Raw genomic sequence first — 19,523 nt, 5'->3', positions numbered from 1 at the left:
GATATTTTTTCATTATTTATTTCTACATTTGTGCCATTAATACGGACAGGAAAAGGATATGCAAGCATTATTGAATGATATAGAACTGGATGTTCAGGAATTGAAATGTTTGATACAGTCGATGCTCACTGATACAAATCCTGTGTTGAGAATAGTTGCCAAAAGGAATATTCATCAGATGCAGGAGCGGTTGGATGCGCTGACCAAACTGTTGGATGACACTTTTGTGATAACTCCGGCAGAACATGTTGCTTCTGACATTGTGGAGAAAACAACTGAATCGGAAGTGATTTCCGAACCGGTTGCTGATGTTCCGGTTGAGGCAACTCACGTTTCGGATATTGCAGTACCTGCTCCTCAGATTCTTGCCGAACGTATTAAGCCGGCTACGGACTTACAACATGCTATCAGTCTGAATGATTCGTTTCGTTTTACCCGTGAATTGTTTGCCGGAGATGCGACACGTATGAATGAGGTGGTGCGCCTTTGCGGTGGGGCTTCCTCTTTGGATGAGGCTATGTCTGTATTTATGTCAACTGTACAACCGGATGAGGAAAATGAGGCAGCTGCTGATTTTATAGAACTTCTCAAGAAGTATTTCAGTTAAAAAAGTAGCGGATATGGGAAAACTTTATGTAGTGCCTACGCCAGTAGGAAATTTGGAAGATATGACTTTTCGCGCTATCCGCATATTGAAGGAAGCGGATTTGGTGCTGGCAGAAGACACGCGTACTTCCGGAATATTGCTGAAGCATTTTGAGATAAAGAATGCGATGCAGTCTCACCATAAATTTAATGAACATAAAACAGTAGAAAGTGTTGTAAATAGAATAAAGGGTGGTGAGACTGTGGCGTTGATTTCAGATGCCGGTACTCCAGGTATTTCCGATCCGGGTTTTCTGGTGGTTCGCGAGTGTGTCCGCAACGGTATCGAAGTACAGTGCCTGCCGGGGGCTACTGCTTTTGTTCCGGCATTGGTGGCTTCCGGATTGCCCAACGAGAAGTTCTGCTTTGAGGGTTTTCTTCCTCAGAAGAAAGGTAGGATGACACGTCTGAAAGGTTTGGCGGAAGAATGCCGGACAATGGTTTTCTATGAATCTCCCCACCGTTTGGTAAAAGCACTGACGCAGTTTGCAGAATATTTCGGTTCGGAACGGCAGGCGTCCGTTTCCCGTGAAATATCCAAGATACATGAGGAGACGGTACGTGGTACTCTTACCGAATTGATAGAACATTTCACAGCCAACGAACCGCGTGGTGAGATAGTGATTGTAGTAGCAGGAATAGACGATTAAATAACTTCATTAACAAAACGTAAAACAAAAGCGTATGAAAAAGTTAGCAGTTTTGATTGTATGTACAGCCGTTATGGCTTCATGTGACAGCTTTTCAGGTGGTAGCAAAGATCAGTTGAAAGCTGAGAATGATTCTCTTTTAATGGAACTGACTCAGCGTAATGCTGAACTGGATGAAATGATGGGCACTTTCAATGATATTTCGGAAGGATTTCGTCAAATCAATGCGGCAGAAAGCCGTGTAGACTTGCAGCGTGGTGCAGTTGCAGAGGGTTCTCTGAATGCTAAACAGCAGATAGCCTCTGATATTGAATTCATCCGTAAGCAAATGGAAGAGAACAAAGAGCAGATTGCCAAGCTGCAATCTATGTTGAAAAACAGTAAGACCAACTCTTCTCAGTTAAAAAGAGCCGTTGAGTCTTTGACACAGGAACTGAATGCGAAAACCCAGCGTATCGAAGAGTTACAGGCCGAACTGGCTTCTAAGAATATCCGTATCCAGGAATTGGATGCCGCCGTTACGGATTTGAATGCTGTCAAGAGTGAATTGACTGCTGAGAATGAGGCAAAAGCCAAGACAGTGGCAGAACAGGATAAAGCGCTTAATACTGCATGGTTTGTATTCGGAACGAAGAAAGAACTGAAAGACCAAAAAATTCTGAGCGGTTCCGGATTATTTAAAAAAGGTTCGGTCTTGAAAGATGGTGATGTCAATAAGGATTATTTTACCCAGGTTGATATTCGTACTACCAAAGAAATCAAACTGTATTCCAAAGATGCCGATATTCTGACTACCCATCCTACCGGTTCTTATACCTTGGAAAAAGATGATAAAGATCAGTTGACATTGAAGATTACCAATCCGAAAGAATTCTGGAGCGTTTCCAAGTATCTGGTAATTCAAGTGAAATAGTTACTTGATTGATAATTGATAGGGCTGTTTCAAAAGTGCGTTTCGTTTGTAGGCCTGCTTTTGAAACAGCCTTTTTAGTATTCTTTTTTATGCTTTATAAAAATCTTTTTTTTGATTTGGACGATACGCTTTGGGCGTTCTCTCTCAATGCTCGTGATACCTATGAAGAAATGTACTGGAAGTATGGATACGATCGCTATTTCGATTCGTTCGAGCATTATTATTTACTTTATCAGCGTCGCAATCTGGATTTATGGGCAGAGTATGCAGATGGTAAAGTCACGAAAGAAGAGTTAAACCGTCAACGTTATCTTTATCCTTTGGAGGCTGTAGGAGCAGGTGACTCCACTTTGGCAAAGGCTTACGAAAGAGATGCTCTTACAATGATTCCTACCAAAAGCAAATTGATGCCACATGCGCGTGAAGTGCTGGAATATCTTTCGGGAAAATACAATTTGTACATTCTTTCAAATGGATTTAAAGAACTCCAAAGTCATAAAATGCGTTCGTCGGGCATTGATGAATATTTCAAAAAAGTGGTTCTTTCCGATGATATCGGAATCCTGAAGCCTTGGCCTGAGATTTTTCATTTTGCTCTTTCGACAACCCAGTCCGAGTTGAATAATTCGCTGATGATCGGAGATAGTTGGGAAAATGATATAGTCGGAGCGGCGGGAGTAGGCATGCACCAGGTGTTTTACAACTTGTCCGGTCGTACCGACTTGCCTTTTGCTCCTACCTATCAGATTACTGATTTGAAAGATTTATTTAATTTTTTGTGACATTGACAGATTAGTTGTACTTTTGTTTCCAATGATGAACATCTAAAAATACTATTATGGAAACTCTCATTCCTTTTGCATTGTTGTGTTTCACATCCTTCTTTACGTTGACTAATCCGTTGGGCACAATGCCGGTTTTTCTGACTATGACTCAGGGTATGACCGATAAAGAACGTTGTTCTATCGTAAAGCGCGCAACATTAGTCTCGTTTATCACATTGATGGTCTTTGTCTTTGCCGGGCAATTCCTCTTCAAGTTTTTCGGTATTTCGACAAACGGTTTCCGAATAGCGGGTGGCGTTATCATTTTCAAGATTGGTTTTGATATGCTGCAGGCACGCTATACACCGATGAAATTGAAAGATGAAGAAATCAAGACCTATGCGGATGATATTTCGATTACTCCTTTAGGTATTCCGATGTTATGTGGTCCGGGCGCTATTGCCAATGCAATCGTACTGATGCAAGATGCACATTCCTTTGAGATGAAAGGGGTGCTTATAGGCACTATTGCCCTTATTTATTTTCTTACATTCTTGATATTGAAGGCTTCCACCCGTTTGGTCAATTTATTAGGGGAAACCGGTAATAATGTGATGATGCGCCTTATGGGGCTCATCTTGATGGTGATTGCCGTAGAATGTTTCGTTAGCGGAGTGAAGCCGATATTGACAGATATTGTAAAGGAAGGTTGCTTGATGTAATTAAATAAGAGAGCCGGAATTTGGCAGTAATGAAAAAAAGGTTGCAAACAGGAAAACAGTCTTCCGTTTGCAACTTTTTTTATAGCTAGCATGAAATATCATATCATGCTTTATGTTTTATCATCAGAAAGCTTAACTACCGGTTTGTCTTTTCTGCTATTATGACAAACCGGTACTGGTTAGGCTTTGTTTAATAACCCGGATTCTGCTGTGCTTTCAAAGTCGGGTTGGCATTGGTTTCACTTACAGGAATAGGCAACAATGCTTTTGTATACGTACGGTCGAAACTTTGTGATTCTTTAAGTAATGAGTAGTGCCAGCCTTGGTTTTCTTCACTGCTATAGCGTACAATCGTTTCGTTATTGCGCATGGCATCGAAAAAGCGTTGCCCTTCGCCAACCAGTTCCTTACGGCGTTCAATCAAAACTTTGCTCAGGAATTCGGCATCAGCAATAGCATCGGATACTTTGGCTGTTGGAGTTTTGGTGCGTTTGTCCAATAAATCGTTCAGATATTTTATACCTTCTGCTTTGGCTGCTCCGCCCAGTTTGGCAGCAGCTTCGGCTGCGTTCAGGTAAACTTCGGACAGACGTAAAATCGGCAAGTTGGCAAGGCGCATATCTCCCAGTGCCCCCAGCGGGAACTTATTGATGAAAATTGGATTTTCCCCATAGGTTTTCTTCAAGTCTTTGTCGTACATTGCTGGTAGCACAACTTCGTTACGGACATCTGCAGGATCGGTTTGCAGCATATCAACAAATGATTTTGTACAGATAGCATCGGCATATCCTTGTTCATTCAGCAAGTAGCCTATGCCTTCACGGTCGGCCCAGTCATCAGAACCATTGTTTATCAATTCAAAAATCATTTCTTTTGTATGGTTCGGATCTTGCTTGTCCCATGCCTCAGCGTATTGTTCGGGAGTCCATAATTCATAAGGAGAGTCATTGATGATTTCTTTTGCTAAATCGAAGGCTTCCTGATTTTTGTTCATGTATAGATACACTCGGCACAGCAAAGCTTTAGCTGCCCATAAATCGATATAGCCTTGTTTTTCACCTGCTTTTTTGGATACGGTCAGTGCTTCTGAGTCGATGGCATTATTCAGGTCTGCAACAACTTTGGCATAAACATCGGCTACCTTGTCACGTCCGGGTTGTGCATCACGATCCAGTGGTTTGTCAACGAAAGGTACTCCAAGCGAAGCACCTTCATCGTATGTATAGGGCATGCCGTACACTTTTACCAAATCAAAATGTACTAAGGCGCGTATTACTTTGGCCTGATTGTAGATATTTGCCAATTCAGCCTGAAAATTTTCCGCATCGGTAATTGTCTTGTTATCTACAGCCTCAATCAAGCGATTGGCGCGTCTTATCACATTGTACTGTATATTCCACATGTTTGGGGCATCATCTGCGGTATAGCGCATTTCATAGCAAGAAGAGGTGCGCATACCTTGAGTGCGTGCCTGCATGTCGTCCCCCCGGACATCTCCATAGTAGAACATGCGAGCTGCATAGTACTGGGTGTAAGTGGAATTGCCTTGCAGGCCATCATACATACCATACATTGCTGTGCGGGCATCATTGTAATTGGTAATGGCGGAACTTGTTGGCGTTCCGTTGGAAGGAGTTTGGTCCAGCCAGTTATTCACACAGGACGAAAGCCCTGTCGTGACTGCTGCTAATGCTAGGATATTATATATTTTCTTCATAATGTATATGCTAAATAAAGATTTTAATTAGAAACCAAGTTCGATACCAAATGTAATTGTTCTTAATGCAGGTGTCTCGAAGTAACACAGTCCGTCAACAGGGGTTTCTGGATCTACATACAAGTCTTTGGATTTCCAGGTAAGCAGATTATTACCCGAAATGTAAGCTCTTAATTTGCTTATTCCGGCCTTTTTGGACAAGTTGCTTGGAAGAGTGAAACCTATGGTCAGATTTTTCAAACGTAAGTGATCGGTAGGCATCATCCAACGTGAAGAAACCGTATTTTTATTGCCATAGGCAAATAGGGGCAATTTAGCGTTGTCGCCCGGTTGCTTCCAAGTATCTTCAATCTTATAGTATGCCGGAACATTACCTACATAGTTGTAAGTACCGCCATTAGACTGTAACCACGTTGCAGCATCGTATGCATGACCGCCCAAAGAGTAAGTCAGAGTAAAGTTTAAATCTATGAATTTCCAACTTACAAAGTTAGTCAGACCACCGGTCAGTTTCGGGTCGGGCGAACCGATAATCACCTTATTGGCCTCATTTGAATGTATGGTGGTTTCACGACTTCCATCTTCTCCGTTAATGTAGAACATTTCCGATCCGGTTTCCGGATCAACACCTGCGTATTCGTAAGCATAGAATGATTGATAAGCCTCTCCGATACGATGAATGGCTATGCCGTCAATCATTTCGTTCTGTTCGCCGTCCAGTTTTAACAAGGTGTTTTTGTTGTGTCCGAAGTTCAAGGATGTGCTCCAATACCAGTCTTTGTTTTGGATATTGGTGGATTTAATTTCAAATTCAACACCGCGGTTTCTCATAGAGCCGACATTCATCAGCATAGTGGCTCCACCGCTACTATTGATTACACCCGGCACGGCTGAAATATTCTTGCTCATTAACAAATCCTTAGTGTCTCGGTTATACCATTCTGCAGTAATCGACAATCTGTTCCACAGCGTAACGTCCAAACCTACGTTGGTTGCGTAATTCTTTTCCCATTTCATATTGGGATTGTCAAAACGAGCTTCAGCCGAACCGCCATTTCCTGCATAGTTATAACCAAATTCATATACGCCCAAATAGCCGTACAAATCTGTGGGTTGTGTACCGTTCACACCGTAAGATACACGTAATTTGGCATCGGTCAGCACATGCTTGATATCCTGCATGAAAGCTTCTTCACTCAGTCTCCAAGAACCGGATATAGACCAGAAATCTCCCCAACGGCTTTCTCTTGACAAGCGGGAACTACCATCCCGGCGATAACTTGCACTAAAATAATACTTGTTATTGTAGTCATAATTGATACGTCCCAGGAAAGAAGTCATTCTGTATCGTTCTACATGGCTTGAAGCACGGCTATCGCCTGCATTTTCTATTTCCGGCAGGTAAGAAGGGTATTGGTTTCCGTTGGCATATAAATAATCATATTTATAATCTTCGGTTTCAAAGCCTACCAAAGCATCCAGATTGTGTAATCCGAAGGATTTGTTGTAAGATAATTGTGTTTGTGTATTTAACTGCCCTCTGTTGCCCATAACGCGCTGATAAACACCGTTTGATGAACGACCGTCGTTGCTGCGAGGATCCCACCATATACGTTCATTGTTTTGGTTGAAGTCATAGCTGATGGCTTCTTTCAATTTCAGATTATCCCAAATAGTCCAGGTAGCGGCCATTGAACCGAGGAAGCGGTTTATGGTAGCCCTGTTGTAATTATATGTTTCAGTTTGTATAGGGTTGGCACCATTCAGTGCAGGGAAGTTACTGCTGAATGAACCGTCTTCATTATATGGATATGTAGAGGGAGAGGCAGTCATTGCATAGCACATGATAGGGCTTGCAAAGCTGGTCCCTTCATTATTTACGTTTTGGGTTGAATTGGTATACATGGCGTTGGCTTCCAATAACACTTTGTCGGTTTGGTGTGTAACATTGGCGCGACCGGTGAAACGCTCATAGCCTGATACATTTGTAATACCTTCTTGCTTTGTATAAGCAAAAGAAGTATAAAACCTCGTTTTTTCATTACCGCCTTGTGCATTTATTTCATAATTCTGGTGGCTACCGTTACGGAATAAGACATCTTTCCAGTCTGTATATCCTGACCAGGGTTCTGCTGCATATTCATCGATGTTTTTATTGGCCAAAGCTGCTGCTTGTTCTGCATCATAACCAAGGGTATATTTGGCATAATTCTCAAATCCCAAGTGCAGGATTTCACGTCTTTGCTTACCATCGAGAATCGGTCGATAATCGATTGCCATATTAGACATACCCCAGTCTGCTCTTACCCCTATCTTGGTTTTGCCAGCAGAGCCTTTTTTGGTTGTTATGACAATAACACCATTAGCGGCACGCGAACCATACAATGAGGCAGCCGCAGCATCTTTGATCACCGTCATGGACTCTATGTCATTGCTATTCAGTGTAGCCATTAGACTGTTACCGGAATCTGCGTAAGTGAATTCGCTGACGTTTCCGTTCAGCATGGGCACTCCGTCAATGACATATAATGGTTCATTGCTGGCATTGATAGACCCCATACCGCGAATACGCACGGAGGCAACGGAGCCGGGCTGACCGGAAGTAGAAGTGATTTGAACACCGGCAACAGAACCAGCCAAACGATCTTGCACGCTGATAGAAGGTAAATCCTGTAACTTTTCGGTAGTCACATTTGATGCAGAACCTGTAAATGAGGACTTTTTGAAGGTACCATATCCGGTTACTACAACTTCATCAAGCACCTCAGTATCAGGTTTCAATACCACTTTTAAGTTCGGTTTGATAGCCACTTCCTGAGTCTGCATACCGATGTATGAAATCTGCAAAGTTTTCGCAGAACTGCATAAAAAGCAAATATCTGATTATTAATATATTATATCTTTAATAGAACTGATTATAATTAGTATAGTCTTCTTTAAAAGCTAATATAAGAGAGGTACGGGATTTGGAGGTATACCCATTATCTACTTGAAGTTAATATATATCGTTGATATTCAGATATTTATAACAATAATACAGTTTTATTATCATATTGAAAATTTACTTTCTGTTTTTTTCTTTATCTTTTTGTTGATATAATTTAATCAATTATATATTGAACTTAAACGAATACATTGTTATGGAATACTATAGTATATCTTGTATTAACTATTGTTCTTTTGTAAATATTTATAAATGCTTTATTCCTAAAGAAAGAACAATGTTTGGAGATGAGTTTTAATACGGAAAAATCCCTCCATTTTAGATTGAATTTGTGAAAACAACCTAAAACAAAGGGATTTATTTACTGGAATTTATTTACCTCCATTTATCCACGTCTTCTCAGAATAGATATAAGAACCGTCGCCGTAGGCTTCTTTCACATCCGGATTGCCGATGACCGCGCTGTTGCCATAGGGCAAGCGTTCCGGATAGCGGTTAATACCGCTTTGGGTGTTTCTCGGGTTAGTCAGTATTACATACTCTTCTCCCATTGCTTTCAAGCGACGCAGATCGTTGTAAGTTTCCACTTGCTCGTCCAATGCTTGCGCCACATATTTCTGTTCAAAAAGTTTTTGGAGTGTCGGTGCGCCCAAAGACATGGCATAGTTTTTTGCTATTGTTGCAGCAGTCGGTACAGTGGATTCATCTCCAAACCAAGTCAGAATTTCCGTAACAGAAGCTTCTACTGCTTTTTGATACGCCGAGGTGGCATCAATGTTTGAACGCAGTTGAACTTCTGCCTGAATGAAATAGAGTTCGGCTTTACTCATGATATGAATAGGCTGTGAACCGAACAAATACCATGCCGGCTGATATTTCATTACTCTGGCATCATCTACTGTCTTGGCAATAGTTTCATCTCCCGGAGTATAAGACTCTCCCAAAGCATTCAGATAATAATCCAAGCGAGGATCATCTGTGGCTTCCATCAAGTCTGCTACTATTTTTGAAGGTGCTGTGTACTGGCGGCTGAAAACATAGGCACTCCATGGATTGTCACATGTAGAACCATTAAATCCTGTAACCGTAAATCCTTCGAATCCGTTGTCTATAGCTTTTTGTACGGCTGTTGCTACTTCTGAAAGTACGTTAGGTTCTACCGCCAGTTTATGCAACAGATAGCGTGCTTTCAGAGCGTGAGCAGCTGCGAGCCATTTAGATGCAACCCCTTTGTAGGCTATGTCCTGATTACCGGCACTTGTCAAACTTTTGCCTTTTTCCAAATTACCAATAGCCTTGTCGAGTGTAGCCAAAATACCAGTATAAACATCTTTCTGTGCATCTAATTTAGGTTGCAAATTACCTTGCCCTTGCACAGCTTCGCTATAAGGAATATCACCGAACATATCGGTCAGGACACCGAAGTTTACAGCTTCCAATACTTGTGCCATACCCAGTATATCAAACTGTCCGACATTACCCGGTACTTCATTCTCTATTTTACTCTGCATTTGGCGTATATTCTGTAAATTGCCATAGATAGAGTTCCATACATTGTTAAAGGTAGTAGAAGCAGCCCATTCGCTTGAGTTGCGCATTTCGGCAAACATTAATTGGTTGTTACCCATACCTATCTCTTGCTCATTGAGCGAAGAAAGGTAAAAAGCAAAGTCACCCGATACGGTACTGAAGCCTGTGGACATAATGGCATCTGTCAGTTGGAGTGCTGCCGGGACGGCTTCCGGTGAAGGATGTTCATAGTCCTTGTTGATGCGGTCAAATGCATCTTCCGTACATGCTGCCAGTCCGAGAAGAGCTACCGTCAAAGTCATGAATATGTATTTTTTCATAATCAAAATCTTTATGTTATATGTTTAGAAATTAATAGTAAGACCACCGCCGAAGCTAGATGTGTTGGGAACTGAGAACCGTTCGAAGTATCCGCTCATATTATTATTGCCTTGCGAAGACTCCGGATCGAAGTTGGGCAAATTGGCCCAAACAAGCACATTACGGGCAAAGCCGTAAATCGAAATGTCGAAGATACCGAGTTTGGGCAGTTGATAAGTCAAAGTTAGGTCGCGCAACTTGACAAAGCTCGTGTCATATACGCCAGATTCGGTGATATTGTAATAAGCCTGATAGTAATCGGCTTTATATACTTCAACTGTATTGGGCTGTCCCGTTGCTTCATCTATACCTTCAGCAACCATACTTCCTTCGTGATAAGGAAGTGACTCTTTGGTAGCACCAAAATAATTCAGAGTCATGTTTGTTCCGTGATACATCTTTCCACCTTGTTGCCAGCTCCATGTGGTAGAGAGTGAAAGACGTTTATAACGGCCACCCAGCGTAAAACCAGTAGTGAAGTCCGGAGAGCAGTTGCCTAAGTCTTGGCTATTGCCCGAGGATTGAGGCAGACCGTTCAGTAACAGCAAATTGCCTGCTTCATCGCGTTTGAAGCCCAAACCATATATGTTCGGATAAGTACATCCTGCCTGTGCACGAATTTGCGGTTCTACAAATCCGCCCAGCATAATGGATTCAACACCCGGAGCCAGTTCTATAACCTTGTTGTTTACTTTGGTAAAGTTGATGCCCAAATTCAGGTCGAAATCTTTGGCTTGCAGAATAGCAGCATTAATAGAAAGTTCGTGAGCATGCGTGCGCATTTTTCCGGCATTGGTCAACATTTCCTGATAGCCGGTCGCTCCATCTACGGGTACATAAAATATCTGATCTTCTACATTCTGCAAACTGTATGTATATTCCACTTTCAAACGGCTGCCAAAAAAATGTAAATCGGCACCTACTTCATAATTGGTTGTATTTTGCGGTTTCAATTCTTCATCATACACGCGGTAATAGGGTGTGAAAGTAGATACTCCGCTGGGTAGAGGATAGGTAACCGGATAGTAAGAGTACATACCGCCCCCGTAGGTGGGAGTATAATAATAATTGGCATAATAGTTACCGGCCTGACCTACTTGTGCGAACGAAGCGCGGAGTTTACCATAGTTTAATATTTTATTGTTCTGTAAGAAAGGTAATTTGGTGAACTCCCAGCCTAATGATACTGAAGGATAGAAGAAACTGCGACTGCCGCGCGGCATGGTTGATACGTAGTCGTTACGTCCGGTTACGGTCAGATACACCTGATCTTGCCATGACATTGAAAGACTTCCGAAAAAGCCTACTGTACGTTCTTGTCGCTTATACTCACTAGATGTTAGTGAAGTAGCATTTCCAATGTTGGTAAAACCAGGAAAGTTGAAGTTGCTGCCGTAATAATCCCAGTTACGGATACTCTCATGATTGAACTCGTTTCCTAATATTACGTTCAGTCTCCATTCGTCGCTTTTTCCGAATTTACCGTCAAAATTAACGGTGAACAGATTATTGAATACATTATGCTGAGAACCGTAATTCTCTATGTCTCCACCTTTCAGCGATGACGTACTGCCCATTTCCCGTACAGTGGCATAGTCAGAAGTCCAAATGTCAAGACCGGCCTGTTCCCTAATCTTGAGTGAGAAGTTCTCTCCCAAGCCCAAATCCGGTTGGTACTCCAAATAGGTATTGCCAAAAGCACGGTTGGTATGCTGGAGATATTCATTATGTTCCGCCCACCAATAAGGGTTGGTAAATGAGGTGGAACGGAACAATATCTGGTTTGTCGGATTGCCCGGTTCATGATTGGGAATACCCTTCAAATCATATTCGGCCGGAGCAGAGTAAACCACATTCATGATACCATCGTTGGCTCCCGGTGCAGATGTAATTTTAGTAGATGAATAGTTCATGGAGAATCCTGTGTTCCACTGTGGATTGATTTTCCAATCTACCAATCCGCGCGCTCCCCAACGGTCCATGCCTGTTGAAGGAATGATGCCATTCTGGTGCGAATTGTTCACGCCGAACGAATAGTTTATTCCGTTGATGCTTTGTGATAGATTCACGTTTGTGTTTTCAGTGAATCCTGTGCCTAAAAAATCGCCCACATTATCATAAATCTGTGGCGTAGTCCAACCATCCAAACCGGCTTGTGCGCGTTTGGGATTGTAATATTGTCCTTCGCGCATACCATCTGCCGCAGTGTATTGATTATTCATGTTTCCACCATATTTGGGGTCATTTGCCAATTCGCTGATTTTTGGTCCCCAAGTCATGGAAGAAGACGGATCATATCCTGCTGCAATGCTGTTGCCCTGCGAATATATATTTTGACGTTCGAATTTGCGTGAAACCCGTTGTGCACTCAGGTTCGTTGAAATCGTTACGCTTGGTTTGTTCATATTGTTTTTGGAACCGCGTTTGGTCGTAATGACAATCACACCGTTGGATGCACGGATACCATACAATGCGGATGCTGCCTGACCTTTCAGTATATTCACAGACTCTATATCTTCAGGATTAATGTCTATGCTACGATCGGCGTAGTTAGCACCCGTTACAGATTTACCGGTATCAAAATCCGCAGTTGCATTCACAGGCATACCATCAATTACATATAACGGCTGGTTGTTGCCATCAAACGAGCGAGCACCACGAATTACAATCTGAGAAGAAGCACCCGGTGCACCCGATGACTGACGAATATCTACACCCGTCAGCTTACCTTGTATAGCGCTGGCAAGCGAGGTTGTTCCTGCTTTATTCAGTTGTTCTGAATTCAAATCCTGTGCCGCATAGCCTAATGCTTTGCGATCACGTTTGATACCCATGGCAGTTACTACTACTTCATCCAATTGTTCGGCATCTGATTTGAGTATCACTCTTACATTTGGTCTGATAGCCACATCCTGCGTTTGCATGCCAACGAATGAAATCTGCAAAGTTTTCGCAGAACTGTATCAATGCGTAAACTTCTATAAATAAACATTTTATAAGTAGATACAAAATCATTGCATTTAATTAAAAACCTCAATAGAATATGCTCTACCATGTATTTACAAAACTATCAAGTTACTCATATGTTACCATATTTTACAATAAAACAATGATTATCAATAATATACACATAACGATGTAGTCTATATTGAAACTATCGAAATATACTTTAGTTTTTTGTTGAACTATTTTTGTAAAATAAAAAGTAATGTGAGTAGTCGTGGTTGACCATAAAGAAATACACTATGATGAAAGTCGCAAACAAAGATTTATGTCAAAATAAAACATAATCCTATTACAAAAAAACATCATAAACAAGCAATTATAATAAGATTATAATTTTTTTTGTGTAAAACATGTAACCTATGACAAAAATAAACCCTTTCATAACCAGTGGCTATATTTCAGCAAAGTACTTTTGCGACCGTATAACCGAAACAACTACATTGACACGTTATATAACCAACGGGAATAATGTAGCTTTGATATCCCCTCGCCGTTTAGGAAAAACCGGGCTGATAGAGCATTGTTTTCATCAGCAACAAATAAGGAAAGTATATCACACATTTTTAATCGATATATATGCAACAAAGAATTTTCAGGAGTTTGTATTTGAACTTGGTAAAGGTATTCTGAATGGTTTGAAGCCGCGTGGAAGAAAAGCATGGGAGCTGTTTCTCAAATGTTTATCCTCTCTTCGCACCAGTATCTCTTTTGATTTCAGTGGTAATCCCAGTTGGAATTTGGAAATGGGTGATATAAAGACTCCCGCTATAACGCTTGATGAAATATTCCGTTATTTGGAAGAAGCGGATAAGCCTTGCCTGATTTCCATTGATGAGTTTCAAGTCATAGCCAAATATCCGGAAGGGGATGTTGAAGCCATATTACGGACACATATCCAACATTGTTCCAATGCAAAATTTATCTATGACGGTTCGCAACGTCATATGATGGGAGAGATATTTACTAGTCCGTCACGTCCGTTTTACCAAAGTACGGCCATTATGGAACTGTCTCCTATTAATGCAGATATTTATACGGAATTCATAAAAAGACACTTTGCGGAGAATAAGAAAAAAATTGCAGTAGAAACAATTCAAGAAGTTTATAAACGTTTTGAAGGAATAACCTGGTACATTCAGTTTATGGCAAACTCGCTTTATGCAATGACTGCTGAAGGTGAGGAGTGTACTGTTGATAAAGTGAATTTTGCCATTGAAAATATTTTGTCACAACTGAATTTTACCTATTCTTCACTTCTGTTTCAACTCCCACCTAAACAAAAAGAAGTCCTCATTGCTATTTGTAAGGAAGGAAAGGCTCAGGAAATCACTTCCTCTAAATTTTTAAAAACTTATAAGCTAACAGCGAGTTCTGTGCAAGGAGCCATAAGAGGACTTTTAGATAAAGATTTTGTAACTAATGAATTGGGAGTGTATAGCGTGTATGACAAGTTCTTCGATATTTGGTTAAGGAAACGGATCAGTTAAAAAGGAATACTATTGTTGACAGACCTTTTCTAGTGATGCAATAATAGAAAAATCGGTAAAAGCAGTTTGCCTTTACCGATTTTATCGTATAACATATTCTTTACCTCTATCAATTCTGGTCACTCGGAGAAATCTGAGAATTATTCTCTATTTCCGAGATAGGCAACTGATAAAGGAACGGACGTTCTTCCTGATTATAACGGAACTTGGCAGCAGAGAAGTGATTGTTGTTTTCTGCACCCCAGGTTTCATCTGTACGGTCTACAGGAATATTCAAACGACGATTGTCAATATATTCCAAGCCTTCTCCCCAGAACTCTACACGTTTTTGATAAATGATTTCCTCTATCAAGTCGGCTTTGTTCGTAAAGGTGTAATCATAATCGGGTTGACGGGTCTTCATGAAGTTTTCCAGTTCGGTTACAGCATCCGGAGAATTCTTGTGTGCCAAAGCTTCTATCTTTATCAGATAAGCTTCTTCCGAACGCATATAGATATAGTCTCCCAATTCCCAACCGCTGAATGTACCTGCCTGGATATTTTCACGACCTGTGCCGATGAATTTCACAGCCTGATATTCTACGGAAGCTGGCGTCTCAGTATCACGCAACAATGTCACACGGATAGGCTTACCGTCTTTATCTTCAGTATCCACACCTGTAGAACGGTCGCAGCAGAACCATTGCAGACGAATATCATTATCCGCGATGCGGTCTACAAACGGCTTAAAGGCGGCACGCCATACACCGATACCAGCATAGCCTTCACTGTAAGCATCCATCTGCGAGAAGTAAGATGCATAAATCGTACTATTATCTGCAGTAATGTCGCAGCCGAATACCACATCCGGCAGGCTGATGTTACTGAACCCTTGCAGTATCTGATTTTCATTCGTTAACATAGGGATGTTGTCTATCACTACTTGCGCATATTCTATCGCTTTATCCCATTCATGGATAACCATATTTGCACGGGCCAAGTGCATAGCTACTACGCAACCATCCATATCCGTAGGTGAGGAGGTGTGTACCATATCCAACTGTTTGAAGAAGCTGAAGGCGGTAGTAAGGTCGCTCATGATTTGCTCATATATCTGGGCTACAGTAGCACGTGGCTGGTCGCCTTCCGTTTTTTCTGTAATAAGTGGCACGCACGGAGATTGCGAGAAGTCATATTTCTCTCCACGTCCCCATTTCGTTCCGTCTGCACCGGTATAATAAGAGTGCTGGTACAGATAGGTTAGTTGCAAGTAGGCATAGCCACGGAAGCCGAGAGCGATGGCACGATATTTCAAATTGGCAGGATCTTCACTGCTGGGGTCAATCAGTTTGAGAATATTATTGGCATTGGCTATGACACGATAGTATTCTTTCCAGCGATTGTTGGTCGGAGTATAGTTCTGTTGCCAATAATCCAACAAATAATGATAGAGACTCATACCGAAACGTCCGGTCATAATCATGTCGTTACCCATCAACGATGTCAGGTAATCAAAGCTCTTTTGACCGAAATAATTATGTTGCATATCGGTATCATAATACTTTTGCATATCAGAATACATACCTGCCACAGCGGCCGAAAAAGTTTTATCAGGGTCGTCCTGAGCCACATTGCTCAGTTGGTCTTCGGTCAAATAAGCGGTAACATCGGCATCTTCAACACAAGATGTAAGCAGGCTGCCGACAACGAGTACCTGCATCATATATTTTATTATCTTCATATACAAAACTTTTTTAGTTAGAATGTAAGGTTGATACCTCCTGAAATCACACGCATCGGAGAATAGCCTCCATATTTATCGTCAGCGCCTGCCATTGCCACACGGGGGTCAAATCCTTGACGTTTGGACCACAAGGCAAGATTGTCTGCTGTAGCATAAATGCGCAACTTTTCAATACCGAATTTCTGCATCAGGTTTTTTGGTAATGTGTAACCCAAAGTAATGTTACGGATACTGAAGTAGCTGGCCTTTATCAGATTGAGGTCTGACTGCTGAGTGAAAGAGTTAGAAGCATTGTCCGCATTCCAGATAGGGAGTGAGCCTGTACCTGTCTCCGGATTGAACGTCTTCCACATATCCTTGTTATGACCTACATAGAATGAGGAGCTCATACCATCCAAATAGGAATAATCATAAGCATAGCCTCCAATCTGGAAAGCCGTTGCTATAGAAAGATCAATACCTTTGTAAGAGAAAGTAGTACTGAAACCGCCATTAAAATCAGGCAATGCAGATTTGCCGATGAAATAGCGGGTTGCCTCGGCGTAAGTAGTAGTGGTAGTGCGGCCTATTACTTCTCCTTTATCATTTGTTTCGTCCATGTACCACATGGCATTTCCTTTTTCATCCATACCGGCATACATATAAGTATAGTATTCAAAGCGGCTCTTGCCTTCACGCAGGTTGAATGGACCACTGGTAATACCATCTTTGCGATTTTCTTCGGGCAGCGTCAAGATGCGGTTTTTGTAGTGGGAACCCACAAGCGATACCGTCCACTTCAAGTCAGGCTGATTGAAAATATCTACATTTACATCGAACTCTATACCGGTGTTTTTCATCGCACCCAGGTTTTCCCAGTTATATGGACGTCCGGCTGTAGAGAAAGCTACGGGACGCTTGAAAAGCATATCATCTGTACGGCGATAGAAGTATTCAAATGAACCATATACCCGGTCGAACAAGCGGAAGTCTACACCCACGTCAAAAGTTTTCTGCTTTTCCCATGTCAAATCCGGATTACCGTAAAATTCCGGTGAATAGCCTAATTCAGCACCATTCCAAGTAACCGTATATTGGTCTTGGTAAGGTGTGTATACATAGGCGTAACCTTCATCCGAAAGTATATTTTCATTACCCTGGGTACCATATGAAGCACGTATTTTCAGGTCATTTAACCAAGCGTCCGTTCCGTCCATGAATGCTTCATTGGAAATACGCCAAGCGGCCCCTACCGACCAGAAATTACCCCAACGGTCCAGGAAGCGGGAAGTACCGTCGCGGCGGAAAGCTGCTGAGATATAATATTTGTTATTGTAATCATAGTCTGCCATACCGAAATAGCCTTCGATGTTGTGGTTCACCTTGTAGCTATTGATGTATTGCATCTGTCCACCATTGTTCAGTTCCGGATTGCTCGGATTAAAAAAGTTTGTTTTCTGTCCGTCAAAATAGTCGTATTCATACTTATAGTATTCATGACCGACCTTAGCCGATAAGTGGTGGTAATCGCCGAATACATTGCTGTAGGCCAAAATTTGGTTGAAGTTGGTAGTTGTTGTGTTGATACTTGCCTGTGTACCTCGACCACCGAACGACTGTCCGTCACCGATAGTTGGCGTGTAATAGAGTGTTTCGCTGTCATTCGTAAAATCATAACTGTAATTTGCCGTAAACTTGAAATTCTTCAAGAATGAGATTTCTATATATGAACGTGAAGTCAGGTTATTATACACGCTTTCACGGATGTCCTCTCTCATGTTGGCTATCACATTTTGATTAGTTGCAGTAGGGCGTTTGGATGTACCGTCTGTTTCACCGTTTCCGGCATCATACATGGGACGTCCGTCTTCATAATATTTCATGTTACCTTCTGTGTCATAGGCATGAACCGGGAAGATAGGAGCCCAGGAGCGTGCCACAGCGAAAGGATTAGAAGCAGTTCCGGCATTTTCCTGTACACCGTTTTGAGTAGCTTTGGAATACCCTACATTGGTACCTACTTTCAACCAAGACTTCAGTTGGGAGTTAACATTGGCGCGAGCTGTAAAACGTTCATAAGAAGAACCTAATACATAAGAGTCATTGTCCAAATATCCCATAGATACATAGAAATCCGTACGGTCGTTACCGCCTGATGCAGACACATTATATTCCTGACGGAAAGCGTTGTCGAACAAGGCATCAGCAAAAGTGTCATCATAACGCAAACGCGCATTGGGGTTAAGTTTACCATCAGGTGTCACCAGATATTCTCCTTGCGGAATAATGTAAGCATTGTAATTACCCAGTTCGCCTAGCAAATCCTGACTGGCTGCCAAATTAGAATCTTCAATGGAGTTTCCGGCTGCCCAATAGGTATTACGAATACCGTACCAAGTCAGGCGATAGAACTCTCCGGGATCGGTAGCCATGTCATAATCCTTATACGCACGCTGTGCCACCCCCCAACTACCGTCAAAGTTAATGGATACTTTGTCCTTACGTCCGGTCTTGGTCGTAATCATAACTACACCTCCGGCTGCACGAGAACCATACAAGGAGTTGGAAACAGCATCTTTCGATACGTTCACCGAAGCAATATCTGTAGGGTTGATATCCGACAACTTACCGTTGAAAGGCACGCCATCTACCACAATCAACGCATTATTGCTAGCTGAAATAGAACCTATACCGCGCAGGACGATATCGGCATCCTGTCCCGGCTGTCCGGAAGAACTTACTACCTGTAAGCCGGCTACAGCTCCTTCGAGTGCGTTTGAAACGGATGCAGCCTGCGAATTGCTGATAATTTCATTTTTCACACTACTGATGGAGCCTACTAGATCCTGCTTACGTTTAGTGCCATAAGCTACTACGGTTACTTCATCAAGCAGCTCCGTATCAGACTTTAATATTACTTTTAGGTTTGGTTTGATAGCCACTTCCTGAGTCTGCATACCGATGTATGAAATTTGCAAAGTTTTCGCAGAACTCATAAAGATATAAGTTACTAAAAATAAGAGTTTTATAAGTAACAGTTAAGTTACCATTCAGAGCAAAAGTATTTACACATATCATTCTGG

Annotated in this window: 12 protein-coding genes; 6 read left to right on the top strand and 6 right to left on the bottom strand. The window is 41.8% G+C overall.

Translation table 11 applies throughout. The features are described from left to right. Positions 1-58: 58 nt before the first annotated feature. The 5 genes from NQ565_RS00920 (at position 59) to NQ565_RS00900 (ending at position 3,694) form a co-directional block, all read left to right on the top strand. Positions 59-607 (top strand): hypothetical protein, encoded by a 549-nt coding sequence (locus NQ565_RS00920; RefSeq protein ID WP_005652977.1) that lies wholly within the window; start codon positions 59-61, stop codon positions 605-607. 13 nt (positions 608-620) lie between these two features. Further along, positions 621-1,295 (top strand): 16S rRNA (cytidine(1402)-2'-O)-methyltransferase, encoded by a 675-nt coding sequence (rsmI, locus tag NQ565_RS00915; RefSeq protein WP_005652979.1) that lies wholly within the window; start codon positions 621-623, stop codon positions 1,293-1,295. A gap of 34 nt (positions 1,296-1,329) precedes the next feature. Then, the gene (locus NQ565_RS00910) at positions 1,330-2,208 is read left to right on the top strand and encodes a Cbp1 family collagen-binding glycoprotein adhesin (protein WP_005652981.1); all 879 of its coding nucleotides are present in this window, start codon (positions 1,330-1,332) and stop codon (positions 2,206-2,208) included. A gap of 89 nt (positions 2,209-2,297) precedes the next feature. Continuing rightward, positions 2,298-2,990, top strand: coding sequence for a YjjG family noncanonical pyrimidine nucleotidase (locus NQ565_RS00905; RefSeq protein WP_005652985.1), 693 nt, complete (start codon positions 2,298-2,300; stop codon positions 2,988-2,990). 56 nt (positions 2,991-3,046) lie between these two features. Next, on the top strand, positions 3,047-3,694 hold the full coding sequence (locus NQ565_RS00900) for a MarC family protein (RefSeq protein ID WP_005652986.1): 648 nt from the start codon (positions 3,047-3,049) through the stop codon (positions 3,692-3,694). Between the two features lie 190 nt (positions 3,695-3,884). Here the strand turns inward: NQ565_RS00900 and NQ565_RS00895 are convergent, their stop codons facing one another. From NQ565_RS00895 to NQ565_RS00880, 4 genes are all read right to left on the bottom strand, one after another. Next, positions 3,885-5,411: a RagB/SusD family nutrient uptake outer membrane protein gene (locus tag NQ565_RS00895; RefSeq protein WP_016661967.1), complete on the bottom strand. Its 1,527-nt coding sequence runs from the start codon at positions 5,409-5,411 to the stop codon at positions 3,885-3,887. Between the two features lie 27 nt (positions 5,412-5,438). Continuing rightward, positions 5,439-8,258: a SusC/RagA family TonB-linked outer membrane protein gene (locus NQ565_RS00890; RefSeq protein WP_016661966.1), complete on the bottom strand. Its 2,820-nt coding sequence runs from the start codon at positions 8,256-8,258 to the stop codon at positions 5,439-5,441. 468 nt (positions 8,259-8,726) lie between these two features. Continuing rightward, positions 8,727-10,205 carry a SusD/RagB family nutrient-binding outer membrane lipoprotein gene (locus NQ565_RS00885; RefSeq protein WP_016661965.1) on the bottom strand — a complete coding sequence of 493 codons (1,479 nt, stop codon included), beginning with the start codon at positions 10,203-10,205 and terminating at the stop codon, positions 8,727-8,729. 24 nt (positions 10,206-10,229) lie between these two features. After that, positions 10,230-13,169, bottom strand: a complete 2,940-nt coding sequence (locus NQ565_RS00880) for a SusC/RagA family TonB-linked outer membrane protein (RefSeq protein ID WP_259830502.1) — start codon at positions 13,167-13,169, stop codon at positions 10,230-10,232. A gap of 441 nt (positions 13,170-13,610) precedes the next feature. Here NQ565_RS00880 and NQ565_RS00875 point away from each other — a divergent pair, with 441 nt between their 5' ends. Then, the gene (locus tag NQ565_RS00875) at positions 13,611-14,738 is read left to right on the top strand and encodes an AAA family ATPase (RefSeq protein WP_005653006.1); all 1,128 of its coding nucleotides are present in this window, start codon (positions 13,611-13,613) and stop codon (positions 14,736-14,738) included. 109 nt (positions 14,739-14,847) lie between these two features. Here the strand turns inward: NQ565_RS00875 and NQ565_RS00870 are convergent, their stop codons facing one another. Together NQ565_RS00870 and NQ565_RS00865 are read right to left on the bottom strand one after the other, a co-directional pair. Further along, positions 14,848-16,458: a RagB/SusD family nutrient uptake outer membrane protein gene (locus NQ565_RS00870; RefSeq protein ID WP_005653004.1), complete on the bottom strand. Its 1,611-nt coding sequence runs from the start codon at positions 16,456-16,458 to the stop codon at positions 14,848-14,850. A 17-nt stretch (positions 16,459-16,475) separates the two neighbouring features. Next, a complete protein-coding gene (locus tag NQ565_RS00865; RefSeq protein ID WP_005653001.1) occupies positions 16,476-19,436 on the bottom strand; it encodes a SusC/RagA family TonB-linked outer membrane protein in 2,961 nt (986 codons plus the stop codon). Positions 19,437-19,523: the final 87 nt, after the last annotated feature.

Origin of the sequence: Bacteroides stercoris ATCC 43183 (genome assembly GCF_025147325.1) — a bacterium.
Classification (GTDB): Bacteria; Bacteroidota; Bacteroidia; order Bacteroidales; family Bacteroidaceae; genus Bacteroides; species Bacteroides stercoris.
Note: the sequence above shows the minus strand (reverse complement) of the source record. Positions and strands in the feature narration are given on the sequence as shown.

Coding starts and splice junctions, on each gene's coding strand:
- NQ565_RS00920 (WP_005652977.1), top strand. CDS start 59: ATGCAAGCATTATTGAATGATATAGAACTGGATGTTCAGGAATTGAAA.
- rsmI (WP_005652979.1), top strand. CDS start 621: ATGGGAAAACTTTATGTAGTGCCTACGCCAGTAGGAAATTTGGAAGAT.
- NQ565_RS00910 (WP_005652981.1), top strand. CDS start 1,330: ATGAAAAAGTTAGCAGTTTTGATTGTATGTACAGCCGTTATGGCTTCA.
- NQ565_RS00905 (WP_005652985.1), top strand. CDS start 2,298: ATGCTTTATAAAAATCTTTTTTTTGATTTGGACGATACGCTTTGGGCG.
- NQ565_RS00900 (WP_005652986.1), top strand. CDS start 3,047: ATGGAAACTCTCATTCCTTTTGCATTGTTGTGTTTCACATCCTTCTTT.
- NQ565_RS00895 (WP_016661967.1), bottom strand. CDS start 5,411: ATGAAGAAAATATATAATATCCTAGCATTAGCAGCAGTCACGACAGGG.
- NQ565_RS00885 (WP_016661965.1), bottom strand. CDS start 10,205: ATGAAAAAATACATATTCATGACTTTGACGGTAGCTCTTCTCGGACTG.
- NQ565_RS00880 (WP_259830502.1), bottom strand. CDS start 13,169: ATGCAAACGCAGGATGTGGCTATCAGACCAAATGTAAGAGTGATACTC.
- NQ565_RS00875 (WP_005653006.1), top strand. CDS start 13,611: ATGACAAAAATAAACCCTTTCATAACCAGTGGCTATATTTCAGCAAAG.
- NQ565_RS00870 (WP_005653004.1), bottom strand. CDS start 16,458: ATGAAGATAATAAAATATATGATGCAGGTACTCGTTGTCGGCAGCCTG.
- NQ565_RS00865 (WP_005653001.1), bottom strand. CDS start 19,436: ATGAGTTCTGCGAAAACTTTGCAAATTTCATACATCGGTATGCAGACT.